Annotated in this window: 18 protein-coding genes; 12 read left to right on the forward strand and 6 right to left on the reverse strand. The window is 62.5% G+C overall.

Annotation, left to right across the window (positions count from 1 at the left end; genetic code table 11):
- Window positions 1-200 precede the first annotated feature (200 nt).
- The 7 genes from rfbB (at window position 201) to BLP82_RS14870 (ending at window position 7,336) form a co-directional block, all read left to right on the forward strand.
- Window positions 201-1,283, forward strand: coding sequence for a dTDP-glucose 4,6-dehydratase (gene rfbB, locus BLP82_RS14840; RefSeq protein WP_092169157.1), 1,083 nt, complete (start codon window positions 201-203; stop codon window positions 1,281-1,283).
- Window positions 1,280-2,155, forward strand: a complete 876-nt coding sequence (gene rfbA, locus BLP82_RS14845) for a glucose-1-phosphate thymidylyltransferase RfbA (protein WP_060739649.1) — start codon at window positions 1,280-1,282, stop codon at window positions 2,153-2,155. The genes rfbB and rfbA overlap by 4 nt, the downstream gene beginning before the upstream one ends.
- Window positions 2,152-2,697 carry a dTDP-4-dehydrorhamnose 3,5-epimerase gene (rfbC, locus tag BLP82_RS14850; protein ID WP_092169160.1) on the forward strand — a complete coding sequence of 182 codons (546 nt, stop codon included), beginning with the start codon at window positions 2,152-2,154 and terminating at the stop codon, window positions 2,695-2,697. Before rfbA ends, rfbC begins: the two co-directional genes overlap by 4 nt.
- The gene (gene rfbD, locus BLP82_RS14855) at window positions 2,694-3,578 is read left to right on the forward strand and encodes a dTDP-4-dehydrorhamnose reductase (protein WP_092169163.1); all 885 of its coding nucleotides are present in this window, start codon (window positions 2,694-2,696) and stop codon (window positions 3,576-3,578) included. The genes rfbC and rfbD overlap by 4 nt, the downstream gene beginning before the upstream one ends.
- A gap of 68 nt (window positions 3,579-3,646) precedes the next feature.
- Window positions 3,647-5,455: a sensor histidine kinase gene (locus BLP82_RS14860; RefSeq protein ID WP_092169409.1), complete on the forward strand. Its 1,809-nt coding sequence runs from the start codon at window positions 3,647-3,649 to the stop codon at window positions 5,453-5,455.
- Window positions 5,452-6,843, forward strand: coding sequence for a sigma-54-dependent transcriptional regulator (locus BLP82_RS14865; protein ID WP_092169166.1), 1,392 nt, complete (start codon window positions 5,452-5,454; stop codon window positions 6,841-6,843). The genes BLP82_RS14860 and BLP82_RS14865 overlap by 4 nt, the downstream gene beginning before the upstream one ends.
- A 37-nt stretch (window positions 6,844-6,880) precedes the next feature.
- Window positions 6,881-7,336, forward strand: a complete 456-nt coding sequence (locus tag BLP82_RS14870) for a YiiD C-terminal domain-containing protein (protein WP_092169169.1) — start codon at window positions 6,881-6,883, stop codon at window positions 7,334-7,336.
- 132 nt (window positions 7,337-7,468) lie between these two features.
- Here BLP82_RS14870 and cysQ read toward each other — a convergent pair whose 3' ends face one another.
- Entirely contained in the window at window positions 7,469-8,296 is an 828-nt protein-coding gene (gene cysQ, locus BLP82_RS14875; protein ID WP_092169172.1) for a 3'(2'),5'-bisphosphate nucleotidase CysQ, read from the reverse strand.
- The gene (gene nudE / locus BLP82_RS14880; protein WP_060739656.1) at window positions 8,293-8,859 is read right to left on the reverse strand and encodes an ADP compounds hydrolase NudE; all 567 of its coding nucleotides are present in this window, start codon (window positions 8,857-8,859) and stop codon (window positions 8,293-8,295) included. The genes cysQ and nudE overlap by 4 nt, the downstream gene beginning before the upstream one ends.
- A gap of 88 nt (window positions 8,860-8,947) precedes the next feature.
- Here nudE and yrfG point away from each other — a divergent pair, with 88 nt between their 5' ends.
- Complete coding sequence (gene yrfG / locus BLP82_RS14885) at window positions 8,948-9,610, forward strand: GMP/IMP nucleotidase (protein WP_092169175.1); 663 nt, start codon at window positions 8,948-8,950, stop codon at window positions 9,608-9,610.
- 105 nt (window positions 9,611-9,715) lie between these two features.
- Here the strand turns inward: yrfG and lysM are convergent, their stop codons facing one another.
- Window positions 9,716-10,156 (reverse strand): peptidoglycan-binding protein LysM, encoded by a 441-nt coding sequence (gene lysM / locus BLP82_RS14890; protein ID WP_092169178.1) that lies wholly within the window; start codon window positions 10,154-10,156, stop codon window positions 9,716-9,718.
- 133 nt (window positions 10,157-10,289) lie between these two features.
- On the opposite strand from lysM, the gene BLP82_RS14895 reads away from it, so the two are divergent.
- The 4 genes from BLP82_RS14895 (at window position 10,290) to BLP82_RS14910 (ending at window position 15,215) form a co-directional block, all read left to right on the forward strand.
- Entirely contained in the window at window positions 10,290-11,177 is an 888-nt protein-coding gene (locus BLP82_RS14895; RefSeq protein WP_060739659.1) for a LysR family transcriptional regulator, read from the forward strand.
- A gap of 93 nt (window positions 11,178-11,270) precedes the next feature.
- Entirely contained in the window at window positions 11,271-12,110 is an 840-nt protein-coding gene (gene fdhD, locus BLP82_RS14900) for a formate dehydrogenase accessory sulfurtransferase FdhD (protein ID WP_092169181.1), read from the forward strand.
- The gene (locus tag BLP82_RS14905) at window positions 12,107-14,455 is read left to right on the forward strand and encodes an FdhF/YdeP family oxidoreductase (RefSeq protein WP_092169184.1); all 2,349 of its coding nucleotides are present in this window, start codon (window positions 12,107-12,109) and stop codon (window positions 14,453-14,455) included. Before fdhD ends, BLP82_RS14905 begins: the two co-directional genes overlap by 4 nt.
- 280 nt (window positions 14,456-14,735) lie before the next feature.
- Window positions 14,736-15,215, forward strand: coding sequence for a glycine zipper domain-containing protein (locus BLP82_RS14910; protein ID WP_072409178.1), 480 nt, complete (start codon window positions 14,736-14,738; stop codon window positions 15,213-15,215).
- Between the two features lie 78 nt (window positions 15,216-15,293).
- On the opposite strand, the gene BLP82_RS14915 is transcribed toward BLP82_RS14910, so the two are convergent.
- From BLP82_RS14915 to BLP82_RS14925, 3 genes are all read right to left on the reverse strand, one after another.
- The gene (locus tag BLP82_RS14915; RefSeq protein WP_092169187.1) at window positions 15,294-15,713 is read right to left on the reverse strand and encodes an acyl-CoA thioesterase; all 420 of its coding nucleotides are present in this window, start codon (window positions 15,711-15,713) and stop codon (window positions 15,294-15,296) included.
- Between the two features lie 46 nt (window positions 15,714-15,759).
- Window positions 15,760-16,986 carry a 3-hydroxyacyl-CoA dehydrogenase gene (locus BLP82_RS14920; RefSeq protein ID WP_092169190.1) on the reverse strand — a complete coding sequence of 409 codons (1,227 nt, stop codon included), beginning with the start codon at window positions 16,984-16,986 and terminating at the stop codon, window positions 15,760-15,762.
- 107 nt (window positions 16,987-17,093) lie between these two features.
- Window positions 17,094-19,022, reverse strand: a complete 1,929-nt coding sequence (locus tag BLP82_RS14925; RefSeq protein ID WP_092169193.1) for a RecQ family ATP-dependent DNA helicase — start codon at window positions 19,020-19,022, stop codon at window positions 17,094-17,096.
- Between the last annotated feature and the right edge of the window lie 21 nt (window positions 19,023-19,043).

Raw genomic sequence — 19,043 nt, forward strand, 5'->3', positions numbered from 1 at the left:
CCCTGAGGTGGTTTTGTTCGGATGCCTATCTCGCCACTGAGTCTGAGGATAAGCAACCCCTCTGTTCAAAAATATGCACAGCCCTCCTGAGACGCCGTGTGGGGAGGATGTGTCCGAGGGATATTCGCTTGCGCCACTCCCGCCATGTCGACAAGCTATGCTCCTATGCTTTGTCGTCCCACGGAAAAAGGCTTAACCGGATGCGCATTCTCATCACTGGCGGTGCTGGCTTCATCGGCTCGGCGCTCATACGGCACTTGATTCTCGATACCGAGCACCAGGTCCTGAACCTCGACAAGCTGACGTACGCCGGCAATCTCGAATCGCTGAGCAGCATCGATCACGACAGCCGCTACGAATTCGTCCAGGCCGACATTGTCGATCAAGCGACCGTCAGTGCGGTACTCGCGCAATTCAAGCCTGAAGCCATCATGCACCTGGCGGCCGAGTCCCATGTAGACCGCTCCATCGATGGCCCGGCAGACTTCATCCAGACCAACATCGTCGGCACCTACAGCCTGCTGGAAGCCACCCGCGCTTATTGGCAGGCCCTGGCCGAGCCGCAGAAACGCGCGTTTCGCTTCCACCACATCTCCACCGACGAAGTGTATGGCGACTTGCACGGCGTGGATGACCTGTTCACCGAAACCACCGCCTACGCCCCAAGTTCACCGTATTCGGCGAGCAAGGCGGCGTCCGACCACCTGGTTCGCGCCTGGCAACGCACCTACGGCTTGCCCGTGCTGTTGACCAACTGCTCGAACAACTACGGGCCGTTTCACTTCCCCGAGAAGTTGATTCCCCTGGTGATTCTCAATGCGCTGGCCGGTAAACCGCTGCCGGTCTACGGTAACGGCCAGCAAGTGCGCGACTGGCTGTTCGTCGAAGACCATGCCCGGGCGCTGCTCAAGGTCGTCACCCAGGGCGCGGTCGGCGAGACGTACAACATTGGCGGGCACAACGAGCAGAAAAACATCGACGTGGTGCGCAGCATCTGCGCGCTGCTCGAAGAGCTGGCGCCACGCAAACCCGAAGGCGTCGAGCACTATGCCGACCTGATCAGCTTCGTCCAGGATCGCCCCGGCCACGATCTGCGCTACGCCATCGACGCCAGCAAGATCGAACGAGAACTGGGCTGGACACCTCGGGAAACCTTCGAGACCGGGTTGCGCAAGACCGTGCAGTGGTACCTCGAGAACCTGCTGTGGTGCCAACGTGTCCAGGACGGCAGCTATCAAGGCGAGCGCCTGGGCTCGCTCGACAACAAGGATGCAATTGCATGATGAAAGGCATTGTCCTGGCCGGCGGTTCCGGCACCCGCCTGCACCCGATTACCCTCGGGGTGTCCAAACAGCTCTTGCCGATTTATGACAAACCGATGATTTATTACCCGATCTCGGTGCTGATGCTCGCGGGCATCAAGGACATTCTGATCATTTCCACCCCCCAGGATCTGCCGCAATACCGCAACCTGTTGGGCGACGGCCAGCAGTTTGGCGTGCACTTCAGCTATGCCGAGCAGCCATCGCCCGATGGCTTGGCCCAGGCGTTCCTGATCGGCGAACAGTTCATTGGCAGCGACTCGGTGTGCCTGATCCTGGGCGACAACATTTTCCACGGTCAGTATTTCGGCGAGCAATTGCAGACGGCTATCAACCGGCCAAGTGGCGCGACGGTGTTCGGCTACTGGGTCAAGGACCCCGAGCGATTTGGCGTGATCGACTTCGACTCGGAAGGGCGGGCGATGTCCATCGAAGAAAAACCCACTGCGCCTAAATCCAGCTACGCGGTGACCGGCCTGTACTTCTACGACAACGACGTGATCGAGATCGCCAAGGCCATCAAGCCATCCAAACGCGGCGAACTGGAAATCACCGACGTCAACAACGCCTACCTGCAACGCGGCGACCTGCACGTCGAGCGCTTCGGCCGCGGTTTCGCCTGGCTGGACACCGGCACCCACGACAGCCTGCTGGAAGCCTCGCAGTACGTGCAGACCATCGAACATCGCCAAGGCCTGAAAGTGGCGTGCCTGGAAGAAATTGCCTACCAGCAAGGTTGGGTCAGCCGCGAACACATCCTTGAGCGCGCCCAGTATTTTGGCAAGACCGGCTACGGCCAGTACCTGTTCAAGATTGCCGGAGAAACACGTTGAACGTCATCGCCACCCGCTTGCCAGACGTCCTGATCATCGAACCGAAAGTCTTCGGTGACGATCGGGGTTTTTTCTACGAAAGCTTCAATGCCCGGGCGTTTGCCGAGGCGACCGGCTGCACCCTGCCGTTCGTCCAGGACAACCACTCACGCTCCACCCGGGGCGTGTTGCGGGGCCTGCACTATCAGATCGAACAGGCCCAGGGGAAACTCGTGCGCGTCACTGCCGGGGAGGTGCTGGATATCGCGGTGGACATTCGCCGCAGCTCGCCGACCTTCGGCCAATGGGTCAGCGTTCGCCTGACGGCGCAGAACCATCGACAACTGTGGGTGCCACCAGGGTTTGCCCACGGCTTCGTCGTGCTGAGCGAATCGGCAGACTTCCTCTACAAGACCACCGATTACTACGCCCCCTCGGCCGAGCGCTGCATTCGCTGGGACGACCCGCAACTGGCCATCGATTGGGAGCTGGAAGGTGCGCCGATCCTCTCGGCCAAGGACCAGAACGGCAAGGCCTTGCACGAGGCAGACCTGTTCCCATGAATACCCCCCTGCGCATCCTGATCGTCGGCCGCAACGGCCAGGTTTCCCGGGCACTCCAGTCGCGCCTGAGCGGCATGGGCGAGTTGCTCGTACGCGGCAGCGACCAGCTCGATCTGGCGCAACCGGACGCCCTGCGCGCGCCCATCGAAGCCCTGAACCCCGGCCTGATCATCAATGCCGCCGCCCATACGGCCGTCGACCAGGCCGAGAGCGAACCGGAACGGGCATTTGCCATCAATGCCACGGCACCGGGCATCCTGGCCCAGGCAGCGCTCGACCTGGGCGTCCCGTTGATCCACTACTCCACCGACTACGTCTTCGATGGCCTCAAGCCCGTCCCCTACACCGAGGACGACACGCCCAACCCGCTGAGTGTCTACGGGCGCAGCAAATTGGCCGGCGAACATGCCATCGGCCAGGCAGGCGGCCAGCACCTGATCCTGCGTACCAGTTGGGTGTACTCCACCGAGGGCCGCAATTTCCTGCTGACCATGCAACGCCTGTTGCAGGAAAAACCGCAGCTGCGGGTGGTGGCCGATCAGATTGGCGCACCGACCTGGGCGGGCACCATTGCCGACAGCACCGCCCAACTGATCGAACGCTGGCAGGCCGGTCAACCCGGAGCCTGGGGCACCTATCACCTGACGGCCCGGGGCGAGACCTCCTGGTTCGGTTTCGCCCAGGCCATCGGCGAAAACCTGCTTGAGCGACACAAGCCGTGTGCACTGCTGGAGCCCATTGCGTCCAGCGCTTACCCGACGCCGGCCCCTCGACCGCTGAACTCGCGCCTGGACTGCGACCGCCTGCTCAAGGAATGGGCGGTGAGCCAACCCGACTGGCGAGACGCGTTGCAGCAGTGTCTTGCCGGACAAGCCTGGTAAGGCCTTACAAATAGTATTTGCGAGGCAACTAGGCATAATACGCCTGTCACCACAGGCGCCCGATGCTCATGAATTCCACCCTTCCCCGCAGACCCCGTTGGCGCAGCCTGGCCTTGCTCGCGCTGTGCCTGGCGCCGTTGCTGTGGCCGTTGGAGCATCTGGCCGAACGTTATTACCGCAGTGAACTGGCTGGACAGAACCGCCAGACCCTGGACCTTTACGTCGCCAACCTGTTGGGCACGCTGCACCGCTATGAGGTGCTGCCACAGATTCTCGGCGACCTGCCGGCCTTGCGCGCCGCCTTGTCGGCCCCGGACGACGGTGTGACCCAAGGCAATGCCAACCGGCTGTTGAAAAACATCAGCGCCCAGACCGGCGCGGAAGTCATGTACCTGATGGACCCCACCGGCAAGACCCTGGCGGCGTCGAACTGGGACAAGCACGACAGTTTCGTCGGACGCAACTTCGCCTTCCGTCCGTACTTCATCGAAGCCATGGCCGGGCGCCTGGGGCGCTTCTTCGGCTTGGGTACCACGTCGGCCAAGCGTGGTTACTTCTTCGCCGCCGCCGTGCGCGACCGCGAGAAAGTCATCGGCGTGCTGGTGGTCAAGGTCGACCTCGACCACACCGAAAGCCTGTGGGGCAAGACCCCGGAACAGTTGCTGGTGACTGACCACAATGGCGTGGTCATCCTCACGTCGCGCCAGGAATGGCGATTTCGCGCGACCCGGCCGTTGGGTGACGACGAGCGCAAGGCCATCAGCGCGGTACAGCCTTATCCGACCCGCGACCCCAAGCCGCTGAACCTGGATGCCAACGCCTGGCTGACCCAGACACAATCCATCGAAGAAACCGGCTGGAGCGTGAGCATTCTCGCCCCGCGCACGCTGATCGACCGTCCGGTGCGCACTGTGGTCGCCATCGGCGGCGCGGCTTTGCTGGTCTTGATGCTGTTGCTCGGCTTGATGATGCAGCGCCGGCGCCATTATCTGGATCGGATCGCCTTCGAAGCCAAGGCCCGTCACGAGCTGGAGGGGCGGGTGGCCGAACGGACCAGCGACCTGGAAGGCCTGAACCGGCGACTGCGCCAGGAGGTGCTGGAGCGCGAGCAGGCCCAGCAGGAGTTGGTCCGTGCCCAGGATGACCTGGTGCAAGCCGGCAAGCTGTCGGCCCTGGGCACCATGTCGGCGAGCATCAGCCACGAACTCAACCAGCCGCTGGCGGCGATTCGCAGCTACGCGGAAAACGCCGAGATATTGCTCGACCACCAACGCACCGAGGATGCCCGGGGCAACCTCAAGCTGATCAGCGAACTGACCGGGCGCATGGCCTCGATCATTGCCCACTTGCGCGCCTTTGCCCGCCGCGATCGCCATGCCCCGGAAAGCGTCGCCCTGCAACCGGCGCTGGACGACGCCCTGGCGCTGCTCGCCAAACGCCGGCGCAGCATGGAAGTGGAACTGATCCGCGACTTGCCGGCCGCCACGCTGTGGGTCGAGGCCGGCGAAACCCGCCTGCGCCAGGTACTCGGCAACCTGTTGGCCAACGCCCTCGATGCGCTCACCGAGAAAGGCCCGCCACGCAGACTCTGGCTCAGCGCCCAGGCCACCGACACCGGCGTCAACCTGTACATCCGCGATAACGGCCCGGGGTTTTGCATGGAAGCCCTGGGCCGCGCCGGTGAGCCCTTCTACACCACCAAGACGCGCACCCAAGGCCTTGGCCTGGGGCTGGCGATCTGCGACACCCTGATGCGCGCCTTCGGCGGCGAACTGTCGTTCGCCAACCACAAGGAAGGCGGCGCCCTGATCACCCTGAAGCTGCGCGCCGGCGCGCCCGGGGTGAGCCTGCAACCGTCCGAGGACCGAAGTGTATGACCATCGACAACCGGATTGAGGTGGTGCTGATCGATGACGATCCCCATCTACGTCAGGCCTTGAGCCAGACCCTCGACCTGGCCGGCCTGAAGATCCTGCCCCTGGCCGAAGCCAAGGGCGTGGCCGGGCAACTGCCCCGTGACTGGCCGGGGGTGGTGGTCAGTGATATTCGCATGCCGGGCATGGATGGCCTCGAACTGCTGGGCGAACTCCACGCCCAGGACCCGGAACTGCCGGTGCTGCTGATCACCGGCCACGGCGACGTGCCGCTGGCGGTGCAAGCGATGCGCGCCGGGGCCTACGACTTCCTGGAAAAACCTTTTGCCAGCGATCATCTGCTCGACAGCGTACGCCGCGCCCTGGCCTTGCGCCGCCTGGTGCTGGACAACCGCAGCCTGCGCCTGGCCCTGAGCGATCGCCACGAACTCAGCGCCCGCCTGGTCGGCCAATCGACTCCGATGCTGCGCTTGCGCGAGCAGATCGGGGCACTGGCCGCCACCCGCGCCGACGTGTTGATCCTCGGTGAAACCGGTGCCGGCAAGGAAGTGGTCGCCCGTGCCTTGCACGACCTCTCAAGCCGACGCAATGGCCCCTTCGTGGCGATCAACGCCGGAGCCCTGGCCGAGTCGGTGGTGGAAAGCGAGCTGTTCGGCCACGAGCCCGGTGCTTTTACCGGCGCGCAGAAACGCCGTATCGGCAAATTCGAGTTCGCCAATGGTGGCACGCTGTTTCTGGATGAAATCGAAAGCATGAGCCTGGATGTCCAGGTCAAGCTGCTGCGCCTGCTGCAAGAGCGCATGGTGGAGCGACTGGGGGGCAATCAACAGATCCCGCTGGATATCCGCGTTATCGCCGCGACCAAGGAAGACCTGCGCCAGGCCGCCGATCAGGGGCGTTTCCGCGCCGACCTGTATTACCGCCTGAACGTCGCGCCGCTGCGCATACCGCCGTTGCGCGAACGGGGCGAGGATGCGCTTATGCTGTTCCAGCATTTCGCCAACGAAGCCAGTACTCGCCATGGCCTGCCGCCCCACGAATTGCAGCCGGCGCAACGGGCGTTGCTGCTGCGCCATAGCTGGCCGGGCAACGTCCGTGAACTGCAGAACGCCGCCGAACGTTTTGCCCTGGGACTGGAACTGGCCCTGGACAACAGCGCGCCAGACGGCAGCCCCGGCGCACCGGTGGAACTGGTCAGTGGCGGCTTGAGCGAGCAGGTGGAAAATTTCGAGAAAACCCTGATCGCCGCCGAACTGGCGCGCCCCCACAGCTCGGTGCGCAGCCTGGCCGAAGCCCTGGGCATTCCCCGCAAGACCCTGCACGACAAGTTGCGCAAGCATGGCCTGACCTTCGGCGACAGCAGCCAGGGTTCGGCCGATGAGTCCGATTGAATAATCGTCATTTCCCCGTCAAGCAAGAGGCCCCGCAATGAACCGCGACAGCCGTTACCTGGAATCGATCCTGCACCACGACATCCCCTTGACCCGGGACATGGGCCTCAAGGTGCTCGATTGGCAGGCTCGGCAACTGCGCCTGTTCTTGCCGCTGGCGGCCAACGTCAACCACAAGAGCACCATGTTCGGCGGCAGCCTGTATTGCGGCGCCGTACTGGGTGGCTGGGGCTGGCTGCACCTGGCCCTGCGCGAGGAAGGCATCGAAGACGGGCATATCGTGATTCAGGAAGGGCAGATCAGCTATCCACTGCCAGTGACCCGCGATGCGACGGTTGTCTGCGATGCGCCCGAGGAAAAGCTGTGGCAACGCTTCCTGGCCACGTATCGGCGCTATGGCCGGGCGCGGCTGGCGTTGCAGACGCAAGTGTTGAACAGCGGGAGCGAGGACGGGGCAGTGCAGTTTGAGGGGCAGTACGTGTTGCACCGCTGACTTTGGAAAACACCGCAAAACCTGTGGCGAGGGGATTTATCCCTGTTGGGGCGCGAAGCGGCCCTGTTTTCCAGGGGCTGCTGCGCAGCCCAACGGGGATAAATCCCCTCGCCACAGAGGATCGGAGGCGGCTTAAGAGCTGGCCAGTTCCAGTAACTTGCCCCGCCACGGCGCTTTGGCCGGCAACGCCAGGAATGACGTATTCAACAGCGACTCCCGCGGTGGATAGCAGAACGTTTCACCGCTCAAGTCCAACACCTCGCCACCCGCGCCTTCCAGCACACCCTGGGCGGCGGCGGTGTCCCACTGGGAGGTCGGCGCCAGCCGGGGATAACAATCCGCCGCGCCTTCGGCCACCAGGCAAAACTTCAACGAACTGCCAATACTGGTCAGTTGCAGCTCGCCCAGGCTCTCGCTCAAGCCCTCCAGCAAGCGTTCCTGCGCCGGGCTGGTATGCCGGCGACTGGCGACCACGGTGAACGTTTCGCCCGGCGCCAATGCATCACGAACCGCGATAGGCAAAGGCACACCGCCCTTGTCGCCACGCCAGGCACCCAACCCGGCGCCGCCGACGTAAAAGCGTCCATTGGTCGGCATCGACACCACACCGAACACCACGCGGCCCTGTTCCACCAAGGCGATATTGACGGTGAACTCCTCGCTGCCGGAGATGAACTCCTTGGTGCCGTCCAACGGGTCCACCAGCCACCAGCGTTGCCAGCCGGCACGTACGCTTTGGGCGATATCGGCATCCTCTTCGGAGAGAATCGGAATATCCGGGGCCAGCGCCGTCAACCCGGCCACGATCACATCATGAGCCGCCATGTCCGCGGCAGTCACCGGCGACTCGTCGGCCTTGTGGTTGACCTGTACGTTGGCGCGCCAGAACGGCAGGATCGCTTCACCGGCCCGGAGCGCCAGTTCGACTACCGGAGCCATCAACGGATGAGGGAAAGTCATGACAGGAACGCTCCACGCTGGGCCAGCAGGTCACGGGCCAGGTACAGCGCCGCCAAGGCCCGGCCCTCGGTGAATTGCGGGTTCTGCGCCAGGGCCGAGAGCTCACGCAGGTTGACCTTGTCCACACCCATCGGCTCGGGTTCGTCGCCCTCCAGCCTTTCCTCATACAGATCGGTAGCCAGCACCACCTGGATCTTCTGGCTCATGTAGCCAGGGGACAGCGATAACTCGGTCAGGTGTTCCAACTGTCGCGCGCCGAAGCCGGCTTCTTCCTTGAGCTCCCGCTCGGCCGCCGCCAGCACATCTTCCCCTGGCTCGATCAAGCCCTTGGGCAGGGACAGTTCGTAGGCATCGGTGCCACCGCAATACTCTTCCACCAGCACCGCGTGGTCGGCGTCGAGCATCGCCACGATCATCACCGCGCCGTAGCCCGCACCGTTACTCGCCAGTCGTTCATAGGTACGCTCCACACCGTTGGAAAACCGCAATTTCAGTTCTTCCACACAGAACAGGCGGCTGGTAGCGACGATCCGGCGATCGAGTATGGTGGGTTTCTGGCGCATAAACGGCTCCCTGGGCGATAGCGGGCTACTATACCCGGCCTATTCTGATTGTTTGTGTCGGATATCCGATTACCGCTGGAGAAGTTTTATGGCCTTGCTGCCCTGGCATGAGATCGATACGGTCCTACTGGACATGGACGGCACCCTGCTGGACCTGCATTACGACAACCATTTCTGGCTCGAACACCTGCCCCAGCGCTACGCCGAACTGCATGGCGTGAGCCGGGCGATGGCCGAGATGGAACTGCAACCCCTGTTCGAGCGCAACGCCGGCCAATTGCAGTGGTATTGCCTGGATTTCTGGAGCACTGAACTGAAGTTGCCGGTGCGCGAACTGAAGTTGGAAACCGCCCACCTGATCGCCTTGCGCCCGGACGCCGATACGTTCCTGGGGGCAATCCAACGGGCCGGCAAACGCGTGGTGATGATCACCAATGCCCACCGCGATTCGTTGTCCTTGAAGCTGGAACGCATCGAACTGGCCCCCTACTTCGAGCGTTTGATCAGTTCCCACGACTACGGTTTCCCCAAGGAAAATCCGCAATTCTGGGACGCGCTGCAAGCCGACCTGAATTTCGACCCGGCCCGCAGCCTGTTCATCGACGACACCCTGCCAGTGCTGCGCAGCGCCCGGGACTTCGGCGTGGCGCACCTGCTGGCCGTGAGCGAGCCGGACAGCCGCAAAGGGCCAAAGGACACGGGGGAGTTTGACGCGTTGGGGGATTATAGGGACTTGATTGCCGGGCTTTGAGGCTGTTGTGGCGAGGGGATTTATCCCCGCTGGGCGCGAAGCGACCCTGTTTTTTGGGGCTGCTACGCAGCCCAGCGGGGATAAATCCCCTCGCCACAGGTAAGGCTACTCAGGAATACGCAGCACCTGCCCCGGGTAGATCTTGTCCGGATGCGACAACATCGGCTTGTTGGCCTCGAAGATCTTGTTGTACTTGTTCGCGTCGCCGTATTCGGCCTTGGAGATGGCGCTGAGGGTGTCGCCCTTCTTCACCGTCACGAAACGCGCCGCCTTGGCCACCGGGCCCGTCACGGTGATCTGGTCGTCGACACTGCCAACGCCAGCGATATTGCCCACCGCCAACAGGATCTTTTCCTTTTCTTCCTGGCTCGCTACTTCACCGGTGACGGTGACTTTGTCGCCGTCGATGGTCGCCTGAACATTCGGATTACCCAGGCCGACCTTTTCAATATGCTCTTTCAGTTGCTCGCTGGCATTGGCATTGCCGGGGGTCAGCAGGTCGATCAGCTTTTCACCGGCTTCCTTCACAAAGCTAAAAATACTCATGGCACACGCTCCTTGATTTAAATGTCCAGACGCAAAGACTAGACCAGGCGAGACGAACCCGGTTCCCAGCCGACCAATGACCCCGCCACGCGCAAGCGCTAGAATCCGGATCTTCCCGCGCCCTGGAGCGAAGATGGACATCAAGCAGCTGAAATTTCTCATCGCGCTGGACGAAACCCGTCACTTCGGCCAGGCCGCCGCACGCTGCCATATCACCCAGCCGACGCTGTCGATGCGCCTGCGCAGCCTGGAAGAAGAACTCGACCTGCCGCTGGTCAACCGCGGCCAGCGCTTTGAAGGTTTCACCGCGCCGGGGGAACGGGTGCTGGCCTGGGCGCGCACGGTGCTGGCGGCCTATGACGGGCTGCAGGCCGAAGCGGCGGCCTGTCGGGGCAACCTGGTGGGTACGCTGCGCCTGGGCGTGGTGCCGTTGTCGGACTTCGACCCGCTGGCGATGATGCAGCGCTTGCACACCGAGCACCCCAGCCTGCGTTTCGAATTGTCGTCCCTGAGCTCCGAACGCATCCTCGAACAGTTGGCGAACAACCGCATCGACCTGGGCGTTTCCTACCTGGAACGCCTGGACAACGAACGTTTCGAGGCCCTGCCCTTCAGCCCCACCCGCATGGGCCTGCTTTACGACCAGCGTTATTTCTTTTTCGGTGAACAACCGCTGAGTTGGGAAGCCCTGATCGAACTGCCCCTGGGCATGCTCACCAGCGGCATGCATTTTCGCCAGTCCATCGACCACAACTTCCACAGCCGGGGCCTGACGCCCCAACCGCTGTTGCAAACCGACGCGGTGCACCAATTGTTACAAGCTGTGCACGGCGGGCTGTGTTGCGCGGTGATGCCCCTGGACAGCGGCCTGGACGTCCTGACCGAGGACTTGCGCATCCAACCCATTGAAAACGCCCAGACGCTAGTCCCGCTGGGCCTGATCATGCGGCGCGGTGCCCCCCGCTCGGCGTTGGCAGAGGCCTGTTTTGCCCTCTACCAGAAATCAGCGACGACTTCTTGATCGACGTCATCTATTGGAAGATCAGTAATAGCGATTAGACGTGGCAGATTGCCGCATTTAGTCTTAACACTATTCCTACTTTCAGTGATGCCCATGAACGACAAGCCTCCGGTCAGTCCAGCGCCAGCGATGGAAACATCCACGCCGGTCGCCAGCCAGAGCTATCGCTACTGCAATCTGGACCACTCTCAATCGGACAGCACCGCGCTGGCCGAGGAAGTGGCGCTGGCGATTGCCTATAACGGCATCAGCCAGGCAGTCATGCTGGTCACCCCCACCGACCTGGAAGACTTCATCGTCGGTTTCAGCCTCGGCAGCGGCATCATCGAAGATTCATCGGACATCTATGACCTGCAACTGAGCGGCACGGGTGCTGCGCACTATGCCCAGGTGACCATCGCCAACCGCGCCTTCTGGAACCTCAAGCAGCAACGCCGGCAGTTGGCGGGCACCAGTGGCTGCGGATTGTGCGGCGTGGAAGCGGTGGAACAGGCCTTGCCAAACCTCAAGGTGCTGCCCGGCGCCCCCCTGCCCGCGGCGCAATGGCTCGATGGCCTGCGTGACCGTATCAGCCAGTTCCAGCCCCTGGGCCGACATTGCGGCGCCGTACATGCGGCGTTGTTCATGAACGCCCAGGGTGAATTGCTGCTGGGCCGCGAAGACATTGGCCGGCACAACGCCCTCGACAAGCTGATCGGCGCGTTGATCCGGCAACAGGTTCCGGTGGCCGGTGGCGTGGCGATCGTCACCAGCCGTTGCAGCCTCGAACTGATCCAGAAAGTACTGCGCGCCGGCATCCAGACCCTGGTCAGCCTGTCGTCGCCCACGGGCCTCGCCGTGCAGTGGGCCCGCCAACACAACCTCAACCTCATCCACCTGCCGCAAAAAAGTGCGCCGCGGGTCTACAGCCCTGCGATGGAGAAACAAGCGTGAGCAATCATCAACAAGCCGACCAGAAACCCGTACCGCGCTACAAGCCCTACAAGGGCCCGGCCGGTGGTTGGGGTGCGCTGATCAGTGTCGCTCAGGCCTGGTTGACCAGCGACAACGCGCTGAAAAACATCCGCATGATGCTCAAGACCAACCAGAATGGCGGTTTTGACTGCCCTGGCTGCGCTTGGGGTGACTCTCCGGAAAGCGGCATGGTCAAGTTCTGCGAGAACGGCGCCAAGGCCGTGAACTGGGAAGCCACCAAGCGCCGCGTCGACGGTGCTTTTTTCGCCAAGCACAGCGTGACCTCGCTGCTGGAGCAGAGCGACTACTGGCTCGAATACCAGGGTCGCCTGACCGAGCCGATGCGCTACGACGCCGAAACCGACCGCTACAAGCCCATCAGTTGGGAAGCGGCGTTCGCCCTGATCGGCAAGCACCTGCAAGGGCTGTCCAGCCCCAACCAGGCCGAATTCTATACGTCGGGCCGGGCCAGCAACGAAGCGGCCTACCTGTATCAGCTGTTCGTGCGCGCCTACGGCACCAACAACTTCCCCGACTGCTCGAACATGTGCCACGAAGCCAGCGGCGTAGCCCTGTCCCAGAGCGTAGGCGTGGGCAAGGGTACGGTGACGTTCGACGACTTCGAGCACGCCGACGCGATTTTCGTCTGGGGACAGAACCCTGGCACCAATCACCCGCGGATGCTCGAGCCACTGCGCGAGGCGGTGAAACGCGGTGCCCAAGTGATCTGCATCAACCCGCTCAAAGAGCGTGGCCTGGAGCGCTTCCAGCACCCGCAGAGCCCGATCGAAATGCTCACTAACGGCAATAAGCCGACCAACACCGCGTATTTCCGCCCGGCCCTGGGCGGCGACATGGCGATCTTGCGCGGCATGGCCAAGTTCCTGCTGCAATGGGAGCGTGAGGCGCAGAACAGTGGCGCGGCGTCGGTCTTCGACCATGCATTCATCAATGAACACAGCACCAACGTGCTGGATTACCTGGCGGCGGTCGACGATACGCCGTGGGAACAGATCGTCGAGCAATCGGGCTTGACCCTGGTCGAAATCGAGCAGGCGGCGCGCATGTACGCCAAAAGCGAGAACGTGGTCATGTGCTGGGCGATGGGCATCACCCAGCACCGTCACTCGGTGGCGACCATCCAGGAAATCGCCAACGTGATGATGCTGCGCGGCAACATTGGCCGGCCAGGCGCAGGCCTGTGCCCGGTTCGCGGCCACAGCAACGTGCAGGGCGACCGGACCATGGGCATCAACGAACGTCCACCGGCGGCATTCCTCGACGCCCTGGAGCGGCGCTTCCAATTCAAGGTACCGCGGGAAAATGGCCACAACGTGGTCGAGGCGATCCACGCCATGGCCGACGGCCAGGCGAAGGTGTTCATCGCCTTGGGCGGCAACTTCGCCCAAGCCACGCCGGACAGCCATCGGACCTTCCAGGCCTTGGCCAATTGCGACCTGACGGTACAGATCAGCACCAAGCTCAACCGCAGCCACCTGGCTCACGGCAAGGACGCGCTGATCCTGCCGTGCCTGGGCCGCACCGACATCGACCTGCAAACCGAAGGCGCACAAGCGGTGACCGTGGAAGATTCCTTCAGCATGGTGCATGCCTCATTCGGCCAGTTGCAGCCGCTGTCGAACCAGATGCGCTCCGAACCGTGGATCATCGCCGGCATTGCCGCCGCCACGCTGGGTAGCCGTCCGGTGGACTGGAATTGGCTGGTGGCCGACTACAGCCGCATCCGCGACCTGATCGCCGATACCATACCCGGCTTCAAGGACTTCAACGAAAAGCTGAAAAACCCTGGCGGATTCTATCTGGGCAACAGCGCTGGTGCGCGTCGCTGGAACACCCCGTCGGGCCGCGCCAACTTCAAGCCCAACCTGTTGCCGAGCGACCTGGTGCATGAACGCACCCGCGCCACCGGCCAGTTGCCCGACCTGATCATGCAGTCCATGCGGTCCCACGATCAGTACAACACCACCATCTATGGCCTCGATGACCGCTATCGCGGCGTCAAGGGCCAGCGTGATGTGTTGTTTGTCAACGAAGCGGACATCATTCGCCTGGGCTTCAAGCCGGGTCAGAAAGCCGACATTGTCTCACTCTGGGAAGATGGTCGCGAGCGTCGGGTCAAGGGCTTTACCTTGCTGGCGTTCGACATTCCGGCCGGGCAGGCCGCTGCTTACTACCCAGAAGTGAACCCGCTGGTGCCCCTGGAAAGCACGGGCGATGGCAGCCACACGCCGACCTCGAAATTCGTCGCGATCCGCTTGGAAGCGGCGAGCGAAAATGGATTGATCCTGGCCAAGTCGGCCTGACACAGTTCTTTGGCGAGGCAATTGGATTGTGTGGGAGCAAGCTTTGCTCCCACACCGTTTTGCTCCCATGAGCGTACTTTTCGAGCGCCCACAAAAAAGGCCGTTTTCCCTAGAAAACGGCCTGTCCGAAGTAGCTAAAGACCGGTCAATTCGCGTTAAGTTCCGACCGTAAAACAATAACTTAGAGAATTGTGCACAAGTCGTGCTACTCGTCGGATTTCGATTGTAAGCAAGCGAAGCGAGCCTCAGGATCGCGCCGTCATCCCTTTGAGGCTCCTCTATGAAGTTCTCCTCCATTCTCTTGTTGTCCCTTAGCCTGGCCAGTGGCATCGCTTGCGCCGGTGGTACTGCCGAAGCAGGTGTGGGCGGCGCATTGGGCGGGGTTTTGGGTTCGGTCGTCGGCCAGTCCCTGGGCGGCAACACCGGTTCCACTATCGGCGCGGCGCTGGGCGGTGCGGGCGGTAGTGCGGTCGGAGCAGATAAACACAGCCGTGGCGAAGCGGCGATCGGCGGCGCGCTGGGCGCGGCCGGCGGTAACGTGGTCGGCCGTAGCGTCGGTGGCAGCACCGGCAGCCTGATCGGTGCGGCGGCGGGTGGTGGCGCGGGTGGCGCCCTGGGTAACTACATGGGCAAGGACGATGACGATGACCGTCGTTATGACGATCGCCGTGGTGATCGTCGCTACTACCGTGACGGCCACCCAGGTCGCGGCCATGCCTACGGGCACCGCAAAAAACATCATCGCCACTACCGCGACTAACGGCTGATCGATACTAGCCGTTGAAGATCGCAGCCTCCGACAGCGCCCAGCGCTGGCAGGAGGCTGCGATTTTTTGTTTCAGACCACCAACCGCTCCAACGCCCCACGTAACCGATCCGCAATTGCTACCGGCCGATTCGACGCCCGATCCACGAATACGTGAACAAAACGCCCCGCCGCACAAGCCTCCTCCTCGCCCACCTTGAACACCGCCAGCTCATACTGCACCGAACTGCTGCCCAACTTGCCAACCCGCAGGCCGATTTCAATCCGGTCTGGAAAGGCGATCGAGGCGAAGTAGTCGCAGGCCGAACTCACCACGAATCCCACCACGTCTCCATCATGGATATCCAGGCCGCCGACTTCGATCAGGTAGGTATTCACAGCGGTATCGAAAAAGCTGTAGTAGGTGACGTTGTTGACGTGACCGTACACATCGTTGTCGTGCCAGCGCGTGGTGATGGGCTGCAAGTGTGGGTATTCGTTGCGTTGGGGCATCAGCTGTCCTTTACGGTTGTTCAATGGTCTTGACGTGGCACGGGGCTCAGGCCTGCGCGAATCCCTTGCCTTGCGCCGCCAGATCGCCAATCACACGCGCGGGCTTCCACTGGTCGCCCTGCTTCGTTTCGAGTTCCAGCAGGCGTGCGTGGATGGCTTCCAGCCCCTGCCCGTCAGCCCAGGCCATCGGCCCGCCCTTGTCCGCAGGGAAGCCGTAGCCGTTGAGGTAGACCAGGTCGATAGCGTGGGCCGACTCGGCAATGCCTTCCTGCAGGATCTTCGCCCCCTCGTTGACCAGCGCCAGCAAGCAACGCTCGAGGATTTCCTCCGGCCCGATCTCGCGACGCTGGAACCCCAGCGCCTCACTGACTTGCAACACCAACGCATCGACCTCGACATCATGCTCGGCCTGTCGACTGCCCGGCTCGTAGTGATAATACCCATTGCCGCTTTTCTGGCCGAACCGTCCCAGCTCGCACAGACGATTGTCCACTTGCACCTCGGGCGCATCCTGGCCCTTGCCCGCCAGCTCACGGGCGCGCCACTCCAGGTCGATGCCAACGACGTCGTACATGCGAAACGGTCCCATGGCGAAACCGAAGCCTTGCAACGCCGCATCCACCTGATGGGGGAACGCCCCCTCCAGCAACATCTTGCGCGCTTCCAGCACATACGGATGAAGCATCCGGTTGCCGATGAAGCCATGGCAGTTGCCCGATATCACGCTGACCTTGCCCATGCGCTGGCCCAGCACCAGGGCCGCATCCAGCACTGCTTTGGAGGTTTGTGCGCCGCGAACGATCTCCAGCAGCTTCATGATGTGCGCCGGACTGAAGAAATGCAGGCCCAGGACCTGGGTTGGCCTAAGGGTGACGGCGGCGATGGCATCGATGTCCAGCGCCGACGTGTTGCTCGCCAGGATGGCCGAGGGTTTGAGCAGACCGTCCAGCTCGCGAAAGATGGTCTGCTTGAGCTCCAGGTTTTCGTAGACCGCTTCGATCACCAGGTCCACCTCACGGATCGCCGCGTAATCATCCGCCCGTGTCACCCGGGCGATCCGCGCATCGGCCTCATCCTGGTCGATACGGCCCTGGCGCACACCATGGGCATAGGTCTCGGCCACGGCAACCAGTGCCTGCTCAAGCATCTGCGGATTGTTGTCGACCCACTGCACCGCCACGCCGGCGTTGGCCAGGCACATCACGATGCCTCGCCCCATGGTGCCTGCACCGACCACCGCGGCGCGCTGAATATCGAAAGGTGTCTGGCTCATGTTGGCTCTCTTGTTGGCGATCCGAAGACAGCCTTCACCTTAGTCAGCCGCCGAATGTTTTTGAAATTTATTCGTGTGATGAAGGGCATTCAGCGGATGGATGCAGCTCACAGGTGCGCCTGGGTCCACTGGCGAACTTCGGCGTATGGATATGCTTCCAGTGCGGCATACCCAGGGATCTTCCGCGCCTTCAATCGGGTGAACAGCGGCACGCTGATCCCGCACAGGAAGCGGGTGAGGCGCTCGGCAGACGGCACGCTGCCGCTGTGCTGCTCATGCTTGTGGATAAAATCGCCACACAGCGCCTCGAAGCTTTTATCCACAAGCGCCGGCAGCGCAGGCGGCTCCGGCAGGCGAGCGATCTGCCCATGGCACACCGAACAATGACCACACGGGTGGGGTGCACTGTCGTCGCCGAAATACTGCGCCAAGCGATGACCCAGGCAACGGTCGGTGGCGAACAATTCGAGCATGGCGTGGATCCGCGCGATTTCACCGTGTTCGTGCCGGGTGAAATAGGCATGCAGCTCGGCACTCAAGGCCTGCACATCCAGATCCGCTTCCAGCACGCTGTACACCTCCGTCATCTGCTTGCTTTCCAACTCGATCCAGCCCTTTTCCTGGAAATAATCCAGCGCCTTGACCACCCGATTACGCTCAGCGTGGTACTGCTGGTACATCCCGTCGAAATCCACCGTGGCCCAGCTCCGGGCGCGCCTGGAGGTCTGGATGATGGCCGCGACGAAGTCCCTGCGCTCACCTTCGAAGCGCTCCAGCAGCTCCTGGGGCTCGGTCAGGAACTTGAAGCGATACTCCGCGAAATAGGCATAGCGTGGCGCGATCAGCCGGCGCAGCTCCAACTGGACCAACAACGTCTTGAGCGGCAGTTGGCGGATGTTGCTCTGGTCCGCCAGCGGGCCCAGCAAGAACTCCCATTGCCCATCGGGGGCAGCGGCCTTCAGTTCGTCGAGCACGCAACGAATGCCTGTGAGCTCCGGCGTATCGCCGTACACAAAGTTCTCCAGCACGTTGAGGCTGTCGCGGTTGGCCAGCACCAGGCAATCCGATGGCTGCCCGTCGCGCCCGGCCCGGCCGATTTCCTGGCTGTAGTTCTCGATGGACTTGGGCAGGTCGAAATGCACCACGTTGCGGATATCGCTCTTGTCGATGCCCATGCCGAAAGCGATGGTGGCGACAATGCAATTGGATTGCCCGCCCATGAATCGCCGCTGGATGGCTTCCCGTTGCTCATGGGGCAAACCGGCGTGATAGGCCTCGGCCTCGATACCCTGCTGGCTCAGGTGCTCGGCGATCTGCTCGGCGGTTCGCTGCAAGGTGACATAGACGATACTCGGCTGCCCGGCGCGCGTGCCCAACCACTGCACCAGCCGTGCGCGCTTGTCGGCACCCGGCACGGGCTCGACCAACAGATTGAGGTTCGGTCGGTAGAAACCGGTCGTCACCACATCGGCGGCGGCAATGGCGAATTTCGCCTGCATGTCGGCGATGACCTTGGGTGTGGCGGTGGCCGTCAGCAGCAATACCTGGGGAATATTGAACTGGTGCTGGTAATCGGGAAGCTTGAGGTAGTCAGGTCGGAAGTTATGCCCCCACTCCGAAATACAGTGGGCCTCGTCCACCACCAGCAACGAAATCGGCACCTGCTGCAGGAAATTGCGAAAGCGCTCGTTCTTCAGGCGCTCCACGGAAATCATCAGGATCTTCAACTCGCCCGAACGGGCCCGCGCCATGGCGTCGTTGGCTTCGTCACGGCTCTGGGCCGAATCGATACTGGCCGCCGCGATGCCGTGGCGCTTGAGGAACACCAACTGGTCCTGCATCAATGCCAGCAGTGGCGAAACCACCAGGGTCAGGTGCGGCAAGAGGAGGGCCGGCAATTGATAACACAGGGACTTGCCCGAGCCAGTGGGGAAGATGGCCGCCGCCGACCGACCGGCCAGTACGGCGCCGATGGCCGCCTCCTGACCGGGGCGAAACTGCGGATAACCGAAAACCTGTTCCAGGGTGCTGTGCATGCGCGGTCGCTCCTTTGACTG

Source organism: Pseudomonas sp. NFACC37-1 (assembly GCF_900101575.1).
GTDB lineage: Bacteria > Pseudomonadota > Gammaproteobacteria > Pseudomonadales > Pseudomonadaceae > Aquipseudomonas > Aquipseudomonas fluorescens_AA.

Coding starts and splice junctions, on each gene's coding strand:
- BLP82_RS14920 (WP_092169190.1), bottom strand. CDS start 16,986: ATGAGCCAGACACCTTTCGATATTCAGCGCGCCGCGGTGGTCGGTGCA.
- rfbD (WP_092169163.1), top strand. CDS start 2,694: ATGAATACCCCCCTGCGCATCCTGATCGTCGGCCGCAACGGCCAGGTT.
- BLP82_RS14870 (WP_092169169.1), top strand. CDS start 6,881: ATGAACCGCGACAGCCGTTACCTGGAATCGATCCTGCACCACGACATC.
- BLP82_RS14925 (WP_092169193.1), bottom strand. CDS start 19,022: ATGCACAGCACCCTGGAACAGGTTTTCGGTTATCCGCAGTTTCGCCCC.
- yrfG (WP_092169175.1), top strand. CDS start 8,948: ATGGCCTTGCTGCCCTGGCATGAGATCGATACGGTCCTACTGGACATG.
- rfbB (WP_092169157.1), top strand. CDS start 201: ATGCGCATTCTCATCACTGGCGGTGCTGGCTTCATCGGCTCGGCGCTC.
- BLP82_RS14910 (WP_072409178.1), top strand. CDS start 14,736: ATGAAGTTCTCCTCCATTCTCTTGTTGTCCCTTAGCCTGGCCAGTGGC.
- cysQ (WP_092169172.1), bottom strand. CDS start 8,296: ATGACTTTCCCTCATCCGTTGATGGCTCCGGTAGTCGAACTGGCGCTC.
- BLP82_RS14860 (WP_092169409.1), top strand. CDS start 3,647: ATGAATTCCACCCTTCCCCGCAGACCCCGTTGGCGCAGCCTGGCCTTG.
- lysM (WP_092169178.1), bottom strand. CDS start 10,156: ATGAGTATTTTTAGCTTTGTGAAGGAAGCCGGTGAAAAGCTGATCGAC.
- rfbA (WP_060739649.1), top strand. CDS start 1,280: ATGATGAAAGGCATTGTCCTGGCCGGCGGTTCCGGCACCCGCCTGCAC.
- BLP82_RS14865 (WP_092169166.1), top strand. CDS start 5,452: ATGACCATCGACAACCGGATTGAGGTGGTGCTGATCGATGACGATCCC.
- fdhD (WP_092169181.1), top strand. CDS start 11,271: ATGAACGACAAGCCTCCGGTCAGTCCAGCGCCAGCGATGGAAACATCC.
- BLP82_RS14895 (WP_060739659.1), top strand. CDS start 10,290: ATGGACATCAAGCAGCTGAAATTTCTCATCGCGCTGGACGAAACCCGT.
- BLP82_RS14915 (WP_092169187.1), bottom strand. CDS start 15,713: ATGCCCCAACGCAACGAATACCCACACTTGCAGCCCATCACCACGCGC.
- nudE (WP_060739656.1), bottom strand. CDS start 8,859: ATGCGCCAGAAACCCACCATACTCGATCGCCGGATCGTCGCTACCAGC.